The sequence below is a fragment of the Frankia sp. Hr75.2 genome (genome assembly GCF_949319125.1).
GTDB lineage: Bacteria > Actinomycetota > Actinomycetes > Frankiales > Frankiaceae > Parafrankia > Parafrankia soli.
On record NZ_CASGGV010000025.1, the window covers coordinates 1 to 17,043 of the forward strand.

General features: G+C 63.6%; 9 protein-coding genes and 1 pseudogene. 2 read left to right on the plus strand and 8 right to left on the minus strand.

Annotated features, from left to right (window positions below; genetic code table 11):
* Positions 1–96 precede the first annotated feature (96 nt).
* Complete coding sequence (locus AC559T_RS02960) at positions 97–924, plus strand: type I restriction-modification enzyme R subunit C-terminal domain-containing protein (protein ID WP_498867649.1); 828 nt, start codon at positions 97–99, stop codon at positions 922–924.
* A 69-nt stretch (positions 925–993) separates the two neighbouring features.
* On the opposite strand, the gene AC559T_RS02965 is transcribed toward AC559T_RS02960, so the two are convergent.
* A complete protein-coding gene (locus AC559T_RS02965) occupies positions 994–1,368 on the minus strand; it encodes a hypothetical protein (protein ID WP_498867650.1) in 375 nt (124 codons plus the stop codon).
* Between the two features lie 51 nt (positions 1,369–1,419).
* Complete coding sequence (locus tag AC559T_RS02970; protein WP_498867651.1) at positions 1,420–2,607, minus strand: macrolide family glycosyltransferase; 1,188 nt, start codon at positions 2,605–2,607, stop codon at positions 1,420–1,422.
* A 365-nt stretch (positions 2,608–2,972) separates the two neighbouring features.
* Between AC559T_RS02970 and AC559T_RS02975 the strand changes: the two are divergent.
* Positions 2,973–3,200 (plus strand): annotated as a pseudogene (locus AC559T_RS02975) (IS21 family transposase); the annotation flags it as partial.
* Between the two features lie 32 nt (positions 3,201–3,232).
* Here the strand turns inward: AC559T_RS02975 and mhpA are convergent.
* The 6 genes from mhpA to AC559T_RS03005 form a co-directional block, all read right to left on the minus strand.
* Entirely contained in the window at positions 3,233–4,873 is a 1,641-nt protein-coding gene (gene mhpA / locus AC559T_RS02980) for a bifunctional 3-(3-hydroxy-phenyl)propionate/3-hydroxycinnamic acid hydroxylase MhpA (protein ID WP_498867652.1), read from the minus strand.
* 5 nt (positions 4,874–4,878) lie between these two features.
* Positions 4,879–5,664, minus strand: a complete 786-nt coding sequence (locus AC559T_RS02985) for an arylamine N-acetyltransferase family protein (protein ID WP_498867653.1) — start codon at positions 5,662–5,664, stop codon at positions 4,879–4,881.
* Positions 5,665–6,187: 523 nt separating this feature from the next.
* Positions 6,188–9,301 (minus strand): type I polyketide synthase, encoded by a 3,114-nt coding sequence (locus AC559T_RS02990; RefSeq protein ID WP_498867654.1) that lies wholly within the window; start codon positions 9,299–9,301, stop codon positions 6,188–6,190.
* Complete coding sequence (locus AC559T_RS02995; protein WP_498867655.1) at positions 9,291–14,711, minus strand: type I polyketide synthase; 5,421 nt, start codon at positions 14,709–14,711, stop codon at positions 9,291–9,293. The genes AC559T_RS02990 and AC559T_RS02995 overlap by 11 nt, the downstream gene beginning before the upstream one ends.
* 708 nt (positions 14,712–15,419) lie before the next feature.
* Entirely contained in the window at positions 15,420–15,797 is a 378-nt protein-coding gene (locus AC559T_RS03000; protein WP_498867656.1) for a hypothetical protein, read from the minus strand.
* The coding region (locus AC559T_RS03005; RefSeq protein WP_498867657.1) for an ISL3 family transposase at positions 15,794–17,043 on the minus strand (1,250 nt) is incomplete at its 5' end. The genes AC559T_RS03000 and AC559T_RS03005, both read right to left, overlap by 4 nt.

A 17,043-nucleotide genomic window follows, 5' to 3' on the forward strand; every position in this document is an offset into this window, starting at 1 on the left:
TAGGCATTGCCTGTCTCATGCCATCTTGACGGGTAGGGGACCGAGCTCCAGGAGGTCACGCCGGACGCTGACGACTCGGTACGCAAGGATCGCTTCGTGCTGGTAGACGCGGTGGGCGTGACAGACTCCCCGTTGGTCGACGCGAAGCCGCTCGTTCCGGCCGGCGAACGACAGGTCTCGCTGGCGAAACTGCTAGACAAGGCCGGCACGAAGTCGATCAGTGCAAGTGAGGCCGAGATCCTGGCCGGACGACTGGCCCGGCTCAACCAGCAGCTGACAGATGAGGAGCGTGACCAGCTGACCCGTGCGTCCGGCGGGCGGACCCTGTCCGAGATCGCGGGCGCCATCGTCGCGGCAGTTGATCCGGACCGACAGGAGCAGGCGCTGGAGGACGGCGGGCAGGCCGCGGCTAGGCGGCTCGTCGAGGACGCGATCGCCCCGCTGACCGAGCACCCCGAGCTGCGGCGGCACATCATCGAGATCAGACGCGACAAGGACTACCTGTTCGACGAGGTCACGGCCGTCGAGGTGACGGCCGTGGACGAGATCCCGCGGGAGGTGCGGGCCCGCGAGCAGATCGACCGCTGGAGCAGGCTCCTGAAGGAGCAGCGCGACCGCATAGCTGCCATCGAGATCGCCCTCACCAGCCCGCGGTCGGTGTCGCCCGCCGAGGCGTACACCGCGCTCAAGGAGCTCGAACTGGAGATCCGTCGGCCGCAGTACGCGTGGACCCCGCAGGTCCTGTGGACGTACTACGAGGATCTGGGCTCCGGAGTACACGCACGCACCCGCGAGGCGGGCATCCCCGACCTGATCTTCCTCATCCGGTATGAGTTGGGTGTGGACGACGAACTGCGGCCGTACCGGGCGACGGTCGAGGAGCGTACGGGTCCAGGTCGGCGGCCTGCCAACCCCGGAGCATGAGCCGTTCGGTGAGCACGGTCGGGATGGTGACGACCGACGGGGTTCCGTAGTTCAGGGCCATGGTCGCGCCTAGCCCGTGGTGAGTTCGAGACGAGGGCGTGCCTGCCAGCGGTCCCAGAAGTCACGCACGGGTCCGAGGGTGCGGTGGCCGGTGAACGCCGTGGTGATCTCGGCGACGCGGTCGGAGACCGAGGCGGTGGGGCGGGTGTCCAGTATGTCGACGACCTTCCCGGCCACGGCCGCGGCTTCGTCGATCTCGGGCTGTTCCCTGGCGGTGAGGCTGGCCGCGAGCGCGAGCAGCGCGTGGGCGTAGTCCTCGAAGCCCGCGGCCTGGCCGCCTTCGTAGGCGGCGAGCGCGGCACGCCGGGGCGATTCACCGACCTGCCTTCCTGCGAGTCCAGGAGTGCGGGCCCCCGCTGCTGTGGCGGCAGCCTGCGGCGCCACAGCACCGCCCAGCAGGCGGAGTTGTCAGTCGGCGCCTCTCCGCATCGACGCTCAGCTGGTGACGCGATTCAGATAGGCTACAATCTCGTTGGCCGCGCGCCGCGCACCACCCGATTCGCGGGTGTGCTGCTGTAGCTGCAGGGTACGCATCCTGATGCCTTCGTCGTGTGCTACCTCAACCACAGCAGCGCGCAACCGCTCAACGTTTACCTCCTCCTGGTTAACCACCTTGCCGACGCCCAGCTCGACTACTCGCTCCGCGTAGGGCAGGACATCGATTCCCTGCGGCACGACAACCATCGGCGTTCCCGAATACAGTGCTTCAGAGACGCTCCCTGTGCCTCCGTGCGTAACAAATGCAGAGGCGTGCTCCAACACGCTCAGATGACTCACCCAGCGATGGATCTCGACGTTGGAGGGAAGCGGACCCAGAGCTGCCGGATCAACCCGGGTTCCAATGGAGATCACTCCATACAAGGGCTGTTCGGCGAAAACCTCGATAGCCGTACGGAAGAAATCGACATGCTTGTTGTTCACGGTACCCAGGGAGACCAGTATGATCGGGAAGTTACTTTTCGGCACCTTCCAGTCCCCGAGAAAACTGCGGTCTCCCAGACTTGGGCCGACAAACACAAATCTCTCGTCGAAGGTTTCCTGAGCATTCTGGAACTGGCGGGGCACGAAAACGATGTTGAATTCCTCCGGCCCGCGCTTGGACCACAGAAACTCATCAACCTTAGCGGCGAGGCCGTACTCGGCGAGAAAATCTGTGACCTCGTCCACCGGGTCGGCGATCTCGAACCCGCCACCGGTTATCTCGAGCATCTTATCGAAGTAGGAAAAATGCTCGTTCGATGCGACGCTTGGCATGAGCTGCACCGCGGGAAGTTCCCAGATGTCGGCCAGAACGCGACCCGCCTGGAACGCCGCCTCGTCGTAGGCAATCAGGTCTGGCCGACGCTCCCCGAAGTACTCTCTAATTGCTTTGAGCATCGCCGCGTTCTCTTCGAGAAATACCACGGGAGGGACATCCCGGTGACCGGCGTCAAGCCTTTCCAGAGGCTTCACGGATTCATAATTCAGTACCGTTGCTCCGCGAGCTTCAACTCTCTCCGAAAATTCATCTACCGTCACATAGGTGACCTGGTTTCCGCTACCGACCAGCTCCTCGACGAGAGCCAGCTTGGGAAATACATGTCCACTGGACGGAATGTCAATGATAAGTATGCGGTGTCCCACGTCGATTCCTTCCGTTATCCATCAGATTCCTCTTGACCGAAACGCCTTATCTCCGATGCATGGTCGATCTATCACGTCCGAGAATCAACCCTTATTTCCCCCCAGTTTGTGCACCGGTCCGATGGCGCCCTGACCCAGCGGTATGCCTGCGGTGCAGGACCGCACCTGGTGGCGACCTCTTGCGTGCTGATTTCCCCGTGCGCGGCGGTGGTGTGCCGGTAGGGACCGTCTACCCAGGCCCGTCGGCCGGATTGTCGGCGGCCACGAGTTCCTGCCCAGTGCCGGCCGTGTGGGTGCCCGCTGGCGGCCGGTGGAACTGCCCGCCGGCAGCCCGGTGATCTGCCCGTTGTGACCGTGCTGCCCGCACGCCCCGTCCTCGTTCGGCTGCCGAGGCGGAGTTCTGCGCGTTGGGTGACGGAGCGAGGCTCTGGCTCGTCGAGGCCGCGGCCGCGGGGACGTCCCGGATGCGGGCGAAGATGGCCGAGGCCGTCACCCTCGCCGGTCTGCACGGGACCGACATCGTCGACCGGGCACTCGGCGCCGCCGCGACCGCCGGCCGGTTCGCCGACGGCGACCTGGCCGCGATCCTCACCCACCTGGCCACCGCGAAAGCCCAACGCTGGGCTCATAGGCTTTCGCCACGACCGGAAAGTCCAACCCGGGCAGGTCCCGCACCACGTTCGGGGGCTCCAAGCCTGCTACGCAGATCCCCGACGAGTGAGATCAGATCACTGCTGTCCCGGGCGCCACCGAAAACATAGAAGTCCGGCCTGACCAGCACAGCGACCGACCCAATCTCAGCAAAATACGGAATATACACATTGTCGATATCCACGAGGACGTCGTCATCCGGCCCGGAGGAATATGGCGTCTGTGGCGCCACCACCCAAGCAAGGTGCGCACCAAGCGATTGGAGATACGTCAGAGATGCCTCGTCAAGGAGCTCGCGAATACTCTCGGTGGCCGTCAACACAAAGCCGCGTCCGACGATCTCGTCGAAGAGTCCGACCTCACCTCGGCGAGACACTCTCCCCTGGGGCATCAAGCCGCCGGCCGGTGAGCCCGGCCCCCTGCCATCCGAACGGAGGACACCATTCGACAAGCGCTGGTAGACCGCCGACTCGGCTCGGGGCCTTCCCTCATCGCGTTTCCTGGTCGCCATCATCACCACGTCGCGGTCGGCGGCCGCCTTCTGGTTGGATTCACAGATCACCCTTCCGAGATTCACCGACATCCGGATGGCGTGCTGCACGTGGGTAAGGCGCTCGGTGGTATAGGTGTCCAACAGGCTGTTATCCGCTTGGTTGCGAAGGACCAGGTCGAGCTTCCAGGAGAGGTTCGCGACATCGCGGAACCCCGAGCACATACCCTGTCCCGCGAAAGGCGGCATGAGGTGCGCCGCGTCACCCGCAAGAAGAATATTTCCCAGTCTCCACTCGTTCACGTAAAGAGCCTGAAACGTGTAAACAGCGTGGCGCACGAGAACAGAATTATCTGGGCTGATTCCATGGGCTGCGAGCAACCGCCATGGAGTCTCAATATCGTTCAGTTCCTCAATACTCTCGCCGGGCAAGCGCATAAACTCCCAACGGCGATGGCCTGGGCCGGCCGACACCGCGGTGCTCGGCCGACTCGGATCGCAGATCTGCAAGTTGTTCGGCATGAACTCACGCGGCTGCCGCAGGACCACGTCACAGGTCAGCCAGTCACTGCTGAACCGTAGGTCAGTGACTGTCGCACCCATACTGCCACGCACGAAGCTGTTCGCCCCGTCACATCCGACGGCCCACGACGCCGAAATCGAGCGCAGCTCACCGTCGGTGCTCACCGCGGTCAGCTCCACGCCGTCACCGACATCAATCAGTTTGACAGCGTTGTATCCTCGAAGGATCCGTAGGCTGGGCAGTACGGCACCGCGACTGGCGAGCGCAGACTCCAGTCCAGGCTGATACATCGAGGTCGAGTCGGGCCAGCCGCAGTAGCCGACCTCGGCGACGTCCACGTGGAAGAGGACCTCGCCATGCTGATTCTTCCAGGTGTAATCGCGTGAGGGCTCACCTACATCGCTGCCCAGGGGGCCAACACAAGCGGCGACGATCCGCGCGGACTCGCCGTCGAAGGATACCGCGCGTGGCATCGGATAGGGTTCCGCCCAGCGCTCCACCACGGTGACCCGCCATCCACGCTGGGCCAGTAAGATGGCCAGCACCTGACCGACCGGGCCGTAGCCGACAATCACCACGTCTACGTCGTGGTTTCGCCTCACCGTGCCTAGATCCCTTCTTGTGCACTGAGAATTCTGGTCACCGTCTCCTTGTAGGCATCCGGTTCGGCAAGGATTCGGATCCTCTCCTCGCCGTCTTCGAGCTCAAGCAACCTTCTACCGATCAGTACAAGCTGCCCATTATCGATCGCCCGACTGTGGATGTACGTGCCCACCGCGATCATGCCCGCCGGAAACTCCACAAGCTTGGGATCGGGGCTGTTCCACTCTCCAATGTCGCGGAACCGCAGCCTGAAGCGGTAGATGGCCTGCCACGTTCCGCCACGCGGCCTGCGCTGGACCACCCAGTAGCCTTCCTCCTCAAAGAGCCGATACTGAACGCCGTATTGTTCCTGCACTTCATCCGCCAAACGCAGTGGCTCGAGGTACGACGGCCCAGCGATACCAACGTCCACGAGCCACAGGTCATCACCAAGACGCACACAGCCGAAGATGTGTTCGAGATCTGGACCGAAAGACCCGTCGACCTGTCTCACCGCGCCAGCCAGGATCTCGTATTGGTATCCCAGAGTCACGAGAAGGCGCCGGAAGAGGCCGTTTAGCTCGTAGCACAGCCCGCCACGCCCTCCAGCGATGAGTTCGTCGAAGGTTTTGTCAACGTCTATATCGACATCGTCCCAGACCGATAGACCCCTATCGGTATCGGCATTTACCGAATTGTCGAACGGGACTACCATCATGTGTCGCTTCTGGAGCCTTCGGAGCACATCGAGCGTCGGCCCGGTCGGACCTTCGTATCCAATCTTCGCCAGATATTCCTCGGTGCTGAACATGGGTCACACTCCCGCAAGCTCTTCTGTCGGAACGATTCAAGGCGTTCGGCTGGTCGCGTACTCGGGTCCGGCGGTGGGTGGGACGTCTGGCTGGCCGCGGTGTTGTCGGCGGCCTGGCCTCGCCAATGAACCAGGCGCGCTCGGTCTGACAGTTCGCCAGCGGCCCGGAGACTGGTCACGACTCGACGGTCCACGGCGGCATGCCGGGGGTACAGCCACTCCGGGCTCCGGGCACCTCCGCCGGCACGGCCGGGCAGTGGGGCAGGCGGTCAGTGTCAGTCCTCCCTCGTACAGCCCTGGGCGGCAACATGGGCTGAGCTTGCGTGAGTTGATCGGTGGGCCTCCGCTGAGAGCGGTCCAGGTCGTACTCGACGGGGGGAGGGGATGCTGCCAGCACTTCACTCACACCAGCCCTCCCTCAGCGAAGCGGGGACGCAGCACGGCCAGCCGGCCCTGGGCCGACCCGGCCCTTGCGGCGGGCACATCTTCGATGGACACCACCGGCGTATGGGCCTGGACACGTCTACTCCGCCGCTACCAACTGCTCCGCCAGATATTCAGCGACCATCGAGACTGTCGGATAGTCAAAGAGAAGCATCGGGCTGAGTGCCAGGCCGAGGACCTCGGCTAGCCGGTTCCGCAGCTCCACCAGGGCCAGCGAGTTGAAACCGGTGTCGAAGAAGGAGCTACTCACGTCGATCGACTCGGTGACCGCCTCGGTGTCAAGCAGGCTCAGAACAGTTGCAGCCTCGGCGATGACGAGGTCAACCAGCGCCTTGATCCGAGTGCTCTGATCCATGTCGGCCAGCCGCTCGGCAAGCGACTCAGCGCTCCTGGTATCCACCGGCTGGTTCTGCGCAACTTCCACCTTCGACTCTCCTGACTCCAGCCAAAAGGGCTTGCGGTCGAACGAATAGGTCGGGAGATTCACTTGCCGCGGTCCGCGACTCGCAAAGAAGGACGACCAATCCACGGGATATCCGCTGACATAAAGCCGTCCCAGCGCACCGACAACACCCCGGTTCTCAGGAGCACCATCACGCAGCGCTGGAACGAGAACAGCGCCCTTTGCCGCATCGGAAAGGCAGTGTGGCACCATGGCACTCAACGCGCCGCCTGGACCCAGTTCGAGAAACTTCGTCACCCCCGAGCTCTCGAGCGTCCGGATGCTTTGGAGGAAGCGCACCGGACTGCGGGCCTGATCCATCCAATATCGGCCTGAACCAAGTATCTCCCGATCGGAGATCAGCCCTGTCATCGTCGACACCAACGGGATACCGGAGCTGCCGAATGAGATTTCGTCGGCGATCCCACCCAGTTCGTCGAGGATCCCATCGACATGCGATGAATGAAAAGCGTGGGAGACTCTCAGGAGCTTTGCCCTGCGCCCCAGGGCGTTGAGCCTGGTGACCAGATGCCGTACGGCATCGCCGTCCCCTGAGACCACGATGGAATTCAGCGAGTTGATCCCCGCGACATCAACCTTCTCAGTAATGAGGGACTCGATCTCGTCCTCGCTCGCCTGTACCGCGGCCATGGCCCCACCGCTGGGCATGCTCTGCATGAGCCGCCCGCGCGCCGCGGTGAGCGCTGCGGCATCGGCCAGCGAGAGAATGCCAGCTACATGCCCGGCCGCCAGCTCGCCAACAGAATGCCCGACGACAAAGTCGGGGCGCACTCCCCACGACTCCATCAGCCGGAACAGTGCGACCTCAACCGCGAACAGGCAGCTCTGGGTGAAGACTGTCTGATCCAGCAGGCCAGCCACATCAGAATCCTCAGCCGTGAGGAGGACCTCGGCGACCGAGTGCTCGACTTGACCTGCCAGCGCACGGTCCAGTTCGCCGCAAACCATGTCGAGTGCGTCAGCGAAGACGGGAAAGGACCTGTACAGGCCTCTCCCCATACCCACGCGCTGGCTGCCTTGCCCGGGAAACAATACAGCGAGGCCCCCGCTCACGGGGCTGCCGACGATCTGACTTGACGGAGTTCCATCCCGCGCGATTTCTCGCAGACCGGCGAGGGCTTCTCGGTGGTGATCGGCGACTACCACCGCGCGATGCTCCCATGTTTTCCTCGTCGTCAGGAGCGAAAAAGCGGTGTCGGCGAGATCAATACTGGTGTCGCCCTCGAGGAACGCGGCCAGCCGGCCTGCCTGACCAAGTAGCGCCGCCGGCGTTCTACCCGACAGCACCAACGGCTGTGGGAGGGACGAACCTCCACCGGCCGTCCGTCCCACGATGTCTTCAGCAGGATACGCCTGCTCAAGAATCACATGGGCATTGGTGCCACTGACCCCGAAGGATGACACTGCCGCCCGGCGCGGCCGATCCACCGTGGGCCAGTTCCGTGCCTCCGTCAGCAGGCGGACCTTGCCAGTCGACCAGTCGACCTTGGCCGTGGGTTCGTCCACATGCAGCGTTCGTGGCAGGACCCCGTGCCGCAGCGCCATGACCATCTTTATGATTCCCGCAGCTCCCGCCGCGGCCTGTGCATGTCCAATATTCGATTTGATCGACCCCAACCATAGCGGGCTTTCCGCCCGCCGGTCCTGACCATAGGTCGCCAGCACGGCCTGCACTTCGATCGGGTCACCGAGAGAAGTCCCCGTACCGTGGCCCTCGACGACATCGACGTCTGAGGTCGACAGCCGTGCGTTGGCCAGAGCTCGACGGATCACACGCTCCTGGGACGGGCCATTTGGCGCAGTCAAGCCATTCGAGGCTCCATCCTGATTTACCGCACTGCCACGCACGACGGCAAGAACATTGTGCCCGTTCGCGCGTGCGTCCGACAGCCGTTCGAGGAGCAGCACACCGACGCCTTCTGCCCAGATCGTGCCGCTCGCGGAGGCGGCAAAGGCTCTGACTTTGCCGTCCGGTGCCAACGCACGCTGGCGAGAGAAGTCTATGAAGGGAGCTGGCGTTGACATCACCGATACACCGCCCGCCAATGCCATATTGCATTCCCCCTGGCGCAGCGCGCTCGACGCGAGGTGAAGTGCAACCAATGACGACGAGCAGGCGGTGTCGATCGTGATAGCCGGACCCTCGAAACCCATCGTGTACGAGACGCGACCACAGATGACACTGCCCGCGTTGCCAATTCCAAGAAAGGCGTCCACTCCTTCAGGAACGCGCACCTGGCCGGATGCATAGTCGTGATACATGGCGCCGACAAATACACCGATGTTACCGCCCCGTAGGGTCGTCGGATCGATCCCGGAGGACTCAATGGTTTCCCAGGAGGTTTCCAACAGTAGACGCTGCTGCGGGTCGGTCGCGAGTGCCTCACGTGCGGAAAGCCCGAAGAACGCGGGATCGAAATCTCCTGCATCGTGCAGGAAACCGCCGGTACGTACATACGTCTTCCCCGGCTGGTCCGGTTCCGGAGAATAGACCGCGTCGAGATCCCATCCCCGGTTCACTGGAAATTCCGATGTTGCGTCGACCTCGTCGACAACCAGCCGCCACAGATCGTCCGGAGACGATACGTTGCCCGGATACCGGCACCCCATGCCGATAACCGCGATAGGTTCGGTCGAGATCGCCGCCATCCGCTTGTTGTCGCGCTTCAGGCGTTCGTTTTCGATGAGCGCTGCGCGTAGCGCGCTGATCAGCTTCGGATCAGTAGCCATCAGATGCCTCCCCCGACTTCGCGGCGTCATCAAGGTGTGTATAGTCGCCCAACGCTCGCGCCATGAGGCCGTCGGCGTCCATATCGACGATCAGATCGATCTCGTCATGCTCTTCACCAGCCGCCGACGGGCCCACGGGGTCAGCCAAGCGCAGCAGGCTGGCCAGTATCCCTGTCTCTCGGAGGCGGCTTATCGGCACCGAGGCCAACGCATTACGAATATCATCGTCTCGCGTCCGCTGAGCACTGGAGGATTTGTCGGCAGGGAGGATCCGGGATTCGATGTAGGTGGCGACCGCCGCAGGCGTGGGGTGGTCAAAGACAAGGGTCGCTGGCACCGGGATACCCGAGGCCTCCGTTATCCGGTTTCTTAGCTCGACTGCAGCGAGCGAGTCGAACCCCATTTCCTGGAAGGCCTGATCTGGATCTATCGCATCTTTCTCCGAGTATCCTAGAATGCTGGCCGAACTGCTTCGCACGAGATCGAGTAGAATGCTGCCTCGATCCTCTCTCGACAGCCTTGCCAGGCGTTCGGCAAGCGGCTCCACCGCCACCGCATCCGGCCGCCCGACCCGCTGCCTGCCACGGACAACATTGCGCAGCAACGGCGGCACCGTATCCAGCGCACTCGGCGTCAGATTCATCTTCGCCGGTACCAGTACTGGGTCATCTGAACACAGAGCCGCGTCGAACAATGCTAGCCCCTCCTCTTCGGACAGCGCCAGCATCCCGCTGCGTGCGACGCGACTCAGGTCGGCATCGCCGAGATTTCTGGTCATGCCATCACCCTGTGACCACATACCCCATGCCATGGATACAGCCGGAAGTCCCTGGTCCCGTCGACGACGAGCCAAACCATCCAGAAAACCATTAGCCGCGGCATAGTTTCCCTGACCTGCACCGCCGAAGATTCCGGCGGCCGAGGAGAACAGCACGAACGCGGCCAGATCCATGTCTCTGGTAAGGGCGTGAAGGTTCCATGCTGCTTCGACCTTCGGGCGGAACGCAGTGTCTATCTTCTCCGGCGTCAGAGACGAGATAACGCCGTCATCCAAAACCCCGGCCGTATGTATCACCGCAGTGAGGGGGTGATCGGCAGGAATACTCGCCAAGATCAGTTCAAGAGCATCCCGATCGGCGGCGTCGCATGCCACAATGCGTACGTTCGCGCCGAGGAGCGTGAGTTCGGACTCCAACTCCGGGGCAATTTCGGCGCGTGGTCCATGGCGGCTCACGAGCAGCATATGGCTCACCCCGTGCTCGACAACGAGGTGTCGGGCGATACGGCGTCCCAGCGCACCGGTTCCGCCGGTAACCAGAACTGTACCTTGGCCGCCGAGCAGTCCACGCGCACGGTCAGATCCCTCGACCAGGGTCAATCTCGGCACGTACACCGCGCCTGAACGAATCGCAGTCTCTGGCTCTTCGGATGCGGCCATGTTCCGCAGGACCTGTCGGGGCTGCTGTTCGTCGACGGCGACGAGTGAAATTCGCCCCGGATTCTCGGACTGTGCGACCCTCACGAGCGCACAGGCCGCCGAGACGGCCGGATTTTCTCTCGCATCGCGGGTGAGTACTACCAGACGTCCGATATCTTCCTGCTGCGCGTCAAGCCAGACCTGCAGTGCATCCAGCACACGGGCGGTCAATTCGCGGGCCGCGGCCGGATCACTGCCGATCGGAGCAGTGAGGTCTAGGATGTCGGGCTCCAGGTCCGTCTCCTCGGTCGGTAGTGGTGTCTTGTTCCACTCGACCCGGAACAGGGAGTTCTGTACAGATCGCTCGGTGGACGGCAGGTGGCGAGAGGTGACCGGCCGGGATGCCAGTGAGGCAATCGAGGCGACCGGTCTGCCGGTCTCATCGGCGAGCCTTAAGGAGATGGAACCGTTGTCGGACGGTGCCGCGTGCACCCGCAGTTTGACAGCGCCAGATCGATATAGTGCAACGTTGCTCCAGACGAAGGGCAGGCGAATCTCCTCCGCGTCGGGTCCGCCGATCATGACTGCATGGATGGCGGCGTCGAGCAGAGCTGGATGAAGGCCGAACCTCCGCGCTGTCTGCACTTGATCGTCTGGTATCGCTACTTCGGCGAAGATCTCTTCGTCGCGTCTCCACGCCGCCGTCACGCCCTGGAATGCGGGTCCATATCGTATTCCCTGGGCGGCCAGGTCCTGATAGAAGTCCCTCAGGTCGAGGGGCTTGGCGTTCCGAGGCGGCCAGACAGTCAGGTCAAAATCCAGCTTCGGTCCATGTTCCTGCGAAACCAGGCGTCCGGTGGCATGACGAGTCCATCTTGCATCAAGTGATGCCTCCTCCAGGCGGGAGTAGAAGTCCACTGACCTCTGACCGATCACGTCGTCTTCACGGATAGCCAGCTGAATCTGCACACGACCTGTGGTGGGCAGGGGCAACGGCGCCTCTATGACAAGTTCCTCGAGTATCCCAAAGCCAAACTCGTCACCGGCGCGCACTGCCATCTCGACGAACGCCGAGCCTGGGAGTAGAGCGGTGTTGAAGACCGTGTGCTCCGCGAGCCATGGCTGCGTGGTGTTTGACAGCAGGCCGGTAAAGAGACATCCGCTGGATTCAGGTACTGCGACGGCAGCGGCGAGCAGCGGATGGTCGATCCGGATGATCCCGGCGGAAGTCAGGTCAACGCTTTGGGTTACATCTTCAAGCCAGTAGCGCTGCCGTTCGAAGGAATAGGTCGGCAGCTCCACCTGGCGTGCACCGGTGCCAGCGAAGAAGGTTCGCCAGTCGACCGGCAGCCCACGTACGTGCATTTCGGCAAGCGCTCCGACTACGGCACCTGGCTCGGCGGTGCGCCTGCGCACCGATGGTACGAACCTGGTCATACCGATGTTCCCGGCCAGGCAATCTGGTCCGAGCGCGGACAGCACACCACCGGGGCCCACTTCGAGGAAGGTGCGGACACCCTCATGATGCAGTGTCCTGACTCCGTCGAGGAACCGCACTGGCTCGCGGATGTGGCGAGCCCAGTACTCCGGCGAGGACAACTCCGCGGCTGTGGCGATCTTACCGGTCACATTGGACACGACTGGAATCCGGGGATTTTCGAACGATATGCCGGATGCCACAGCCGCAAAACGTTCTAGGATCGGATCCATATGCGGCGAGTGAAATGCGTGTGATACTTGGAGATCTTTTGTCTGGCGGCCCATGTTCGCGAATATTTTGGCGATTTCGCGAACCGCCTCCTCGTCTCCGGATATGACAGTCGAGTTTGCGCTGTTGAGCCCCGCGATGCCGGCCCGTCCGGTCAAGTGCGGGAACACCTCTGTCTCCGTTGCCTGTATGGCCACCATCGCCCCTACGGCAGGAAGCTCCTGCATCAGACGGCCTCGTGCCGCCACCAGGGCTGACGCGTCGGCCAGCGAAAAGACCCCGGCGACATGGGCTGCAGCCAGCTCGCCGATGGAATGCCCCCCGACGAAGTCCGGCCGGACACCCCATGATTCGAAGAGCCGGAAAAGTGCGACCTCGAAGGCGAACAGCGCAGGCTGGGTGAACTGGGTCTGGTGAAGCAAATCGGCGCTCGGCGTGGCGGCGTCGGCAAAAACTATTTCACGTAGCGGGCGCGGAAGATGTGGGTCGATCCCAGCACATACGGCGTCAAATGCATCCGAAAAGGCCTGGTATGTGGTATATAGTTCTTCCCCCATTTTTGCCCGCTGGCTGCCCTGACCTGTGAACAGCACCGCGAGATGTCCCTGAGAGCGGGCACCCGAAATCAGTTCCGGTGGTCTACCTCCTGTTGCGAGCAAAGTAGCGGCAGCCAGGCCCGCATCGCGGTCTTTTGCGAGAACTACGGCTCGCTGGTCGAGTGCCGCCCTTGTCGTCGCCAATGAGAAGCCGATGTCCACGGAGCTGATCTCGGGGTGAGTATTCGCGAACCGCGAGAGCCGGCGGGCTTGTTCGTCGAGAACGGCCGAGGTTTTCCCCGACAGGATCCAGGGAACGACAGGCAGGGCGGCCGGAGTCGCCGTGGCCTCGGTGGATTCGGCCGTGGTGGGCGCTTGTTCCACGATCACGTGGGCGTTCGTACCGCTGACTCCGAACGCGGAGATCCCAGCTCGACGAGGTCTGCTTGCCTCTGGCCATGGGCGAGTAGTCGTCAGCAACTCCACCGCACCAGCGGTCCAGTCCACATGCGGCGTAGGTTCTCCGACATGTAGTGTCCTGGGAAGAATTCCGTGCCTCATCGCCATAACCATCTTGATGAGGCCGGCCACACCCGCGGCCGCCTGCGTGTGGCCGATGTTGGACTTCAACGATCCCAGCCATAGTGGCTGGTCAGCGGACCGATTCTGCCCATAGGTCGCCAGGAGTGCCTGGGCCTCCATCGGATCGCCGAGTGCTGTGCCCGTGCCATGCGCTTCGACCGCGTCCACGTCCGACGGATGGAGACCTGCGTTCGCCAACGCCTGCATGATGACTCGCTCCTGCGAGGGACCATTTGGCGCGGTGAGTCCATTGGATGCGCCGTCCTGGTTCACCGCGGAGCTCCGCACCACAGCGAGTACCTCGTGGCCTTTACTCCGTGCGTCGGACAGGCGCTCAAGGAGTATCAGCGCGACGCCTTCCGACAGTGCTGTTCCTTCTGCCTTCGCGTCGAACGCCCTGCAACGCCCGTCGGCTGACAGCGCGCGTTGGCGAGAAAAGGCCACGAACATGTCCGGCTTCACCATGACGGTGACACCTCCGGCCAACGCCATCTCGCATTCGCGGCGACGCAGGCTGTGGCACGCCAGGTGGAGTGCCACAAGGGAGGAGGAGCAAGCCGTGTCTATTGTTACCGCCGGCCCTTCCAGACCTAGCGCATAAGAGACGCGACCAGAGGCGACACTGCCGGTGTTGCCGATCCCATAGTAGCCTTCCAGCCCTTCGGGAAGCCGCTCCAGGTGCGCCCCGTAGTCGTGGTACATCAGGCCGGCAAATACACCGATACTTCTTCCGGTTAGGTCCGTCGGATTGATGCGGGCTCGCTCGAAGACCTCCCAGGTCGTTTCCAGCAACAGGCGCTGCTGCGGATCCATCGCCAGGGCCTCACGCGGCGAGATACCGAAGAGACCGGCGTCGAAATCGGCTACTTGCTGGAGAAATCCACCGTGACGAGCGGTCGACTTTCCCGCGCGTCCTGGATCTGGATCAAACAGATCATCTGCCCATCCGCGATCCGCTGGAAACTCCGTTATTCCATCCACCCCTTCGGCAACGAGACGCCACAGATCCTCAGGGGAGGTGACTCCGCCTGGCAGCCGACAGCCCATTGCGACGATGGCAATGGGCTCTTCTTTCTCGGCCGTTAGCTCCTGCAACCGCTTTTTGGTCACCTGGAGATCGGCGAGGGAGCGGCGAAGATACTCCCTGAGCTTGACGTCATCCGACAATGTCGTTGCTCCTTTCAGCAGGGGCTGTTAATCCGTGGCGACGGGCCGGGTGAATTTCGTTGCAGGCCCGTGCCACCGCGGATAATGACTGCCGTCGAAGGGTCTCGCCTATATTCTCCAGGCCTGGCGGACGACGACGGCGCCGCTCGCGGCGGGAAGACCTGTTCCGCCGCGATCCGGACCTCCGTGGTTCGCGTGAGCCACGCCAGTTTCTAGTCTTGGCCGAGAATACTTGGACGTGCGCCCCTGCCGCACCCCCTATGGTATCCCTAACTCGATCCATTTAGGGTTTTTGGTCGTGGCGTTCCTCTTTGGCTGTACCTGGTCGCGTCGAACAGAGTGAAAAGCAGGGGTCGGATCCCCTGGGCTGTGTCGGGCTGCCCACCACATCGCCGTATGACCTGCTTGTCTGGCGCTGGACCGTGCACGAGGCAGGAAGATGGCGGCCGGAGTGTGGACGTGGGCCGTCTGGTCGGTCTTGGACCAATGCCGTTTCGCTTGAGTAGATCTTGCTGGCCGGTCTCGCCCCCGCGGTCCAGGGTTGTCGGGTACGGCGCTGCGGCGTGGCATCGGCACTGGTGGGGCGTTGGCCACGGTTCGTGGCCTCTAGGGTGACCCCCGGCGCAGGAGGCGGAATGCCGCCGCCGCAGGTCACGGTGTATCTCGCCCCTGCGCTGTGCCTGTTCCCGGGCGGCGACTGCACCGAGGTCACGCAGGGTCGCCGGATCGGTTCGGCTGCCAGGATGCGGCCTGGCGTCCGCCGACCTCGTCGAGAAGCCCGACGAGCCCGCCTCGATCCGCCACCCGGGTACCGCCACGGTCCGATTCCACCGATTCACCCTGCGCACCGCGCGACCAGCAGGCATCGGGATCGACGCAAGCCAGACGGCATTGGGTCCTGACCTGGTAGCTGGGCCTGTCCGCCCTTTCTCGCTCAGTGATCTGACTCGGAATGGCTATGTCGATGAGATCCGACCGCGTTTGTTGACGAGATGTGACCGCAGTACTGCGTTCGGTCTGGTGGGTGTTGACGAGTTTGGGATCTGGCGCAGATTTTGTGGTTCTTCGGGCACCGCTGTCGATCATGGGGTGAGGAGGACGCGTTTGCGGAGGAGGTCGAAGTTCGCGCGGCCGTACATCTGCCGCTTGATCATTTTGATGCGGTTGACGTGGCCTTCGACGGGACCGGAGCTGTGCGGCAGGGTCAGGCCGGCAGTCACGGCCTCCAGGTCGCGTTCGAGGCCTTTCGCGTAGGTGTGTAGGGCGGGGAGGTCGTCGGCGCGGACCGCGGTGATCCAGTCGGTGACCGTGGTGTCGGTGGGGCGAGTGAGCAGGTGCGCGAACGCGCCGACGTGGCGGGTGAGCGCGTCGAGTTCGGGGCAGCAGGCGCGAACGTCGCGGAGTTGGCCCTGTTCGTCGTCATGGAGCCGGTCGGGGCGAGTCAGAATCCAGCGGCTGATCGTCCGGGTGGAACGTGGCCGGGGTGGCGGGGGCTGCGCGCCGGCGCGGAACGGGCGGAGATAGGTGGAGACCATGACGTAGCTGCCGGTGTATCCCTGGGCCGTGATCTCTTTCCAGAGCGTGGCGGCGTTGGTCTGCCCGTCCGCCCACCGCTGGTCGAGGTGGGGCTTGTAGGGGTCGAGGCCTGTGGGACGGTTCTGCCACTGGCCGCGGAAGAGATCCTCAGGCCGGGTGGCCTGGGCGAACTTGCGGACAGTGCGCCTGGTCATGCGCAGCTCGCGGGCGATCGCCCGCTGGGTGTGGCCGGCGTCGAGCAGGGCGTGCACGGCCGCGTGGGTGCTCCGGGTTCGCTCGACGAACCGGTGCCCGGTCCGCCACGGCTGCTCCGCCGGAGCGTCTGCCGGGTCGGGCTGGGTCGGCGGGTCCGCCGCTGCCGGTGCCGGCGGGGTGGGCAGGCAACCGCGGTGGGCGGCGACGCTGCGTTCGACGGCGTCGCAGAGGTTCGACCACAAATGCCACCTGTCCGCGATTTGCCGGGCGTCGGGGGCGCCGCGGCGTGCTCCGTCGGCGTAGGCACCGGACCGGTCCCGGCAGATCACCTCGATACCAGGATGGTCGGCCAGCCAGGCCACCAGGCTGTCGGCTTCCCGGTCGGGGAGCAGGTCGATCGGCCGGTGGGTGTCCAAATCGATCAGGACCGTTCCATAGACATGACCACGACGCACGGCGAAATCGTCGACTCCGAGAATCCGCACCACAGCCGGCTGCGGGTCGGGCACTGCCCGGACCCGGCGGACCAGGGTGTCCCGGCCGACCGTCAGACCCAGCGCGGCGGCCAGCCGCGCTCCCGCCCGCCCGGCCAGCGCCAGGC

Coding starts and splice junctions, on each gene's coding strand:
- AC559T_RS02985 (WP_498867653.1), bottom strand. CDS start 5,664: ATGTTCAGCACCGAGGAATATCTGGCGAAGATTGGATACGAAGGTCCG.
- AC559T_RS02990 (WP_498867654.1), bottom strand. CDS start 9,301: ATGGCTACTGATCCGAAGCTGATCAGCGCGCTACGCGCAGCGCTCATC.
- AC559T_RS03000 (WP_498867656.1), bottom strand. CDS start 15,797: ATGATCGACAGCGGTGCCCGAAGAACCACAAAATCTGCGCCAGATCCC.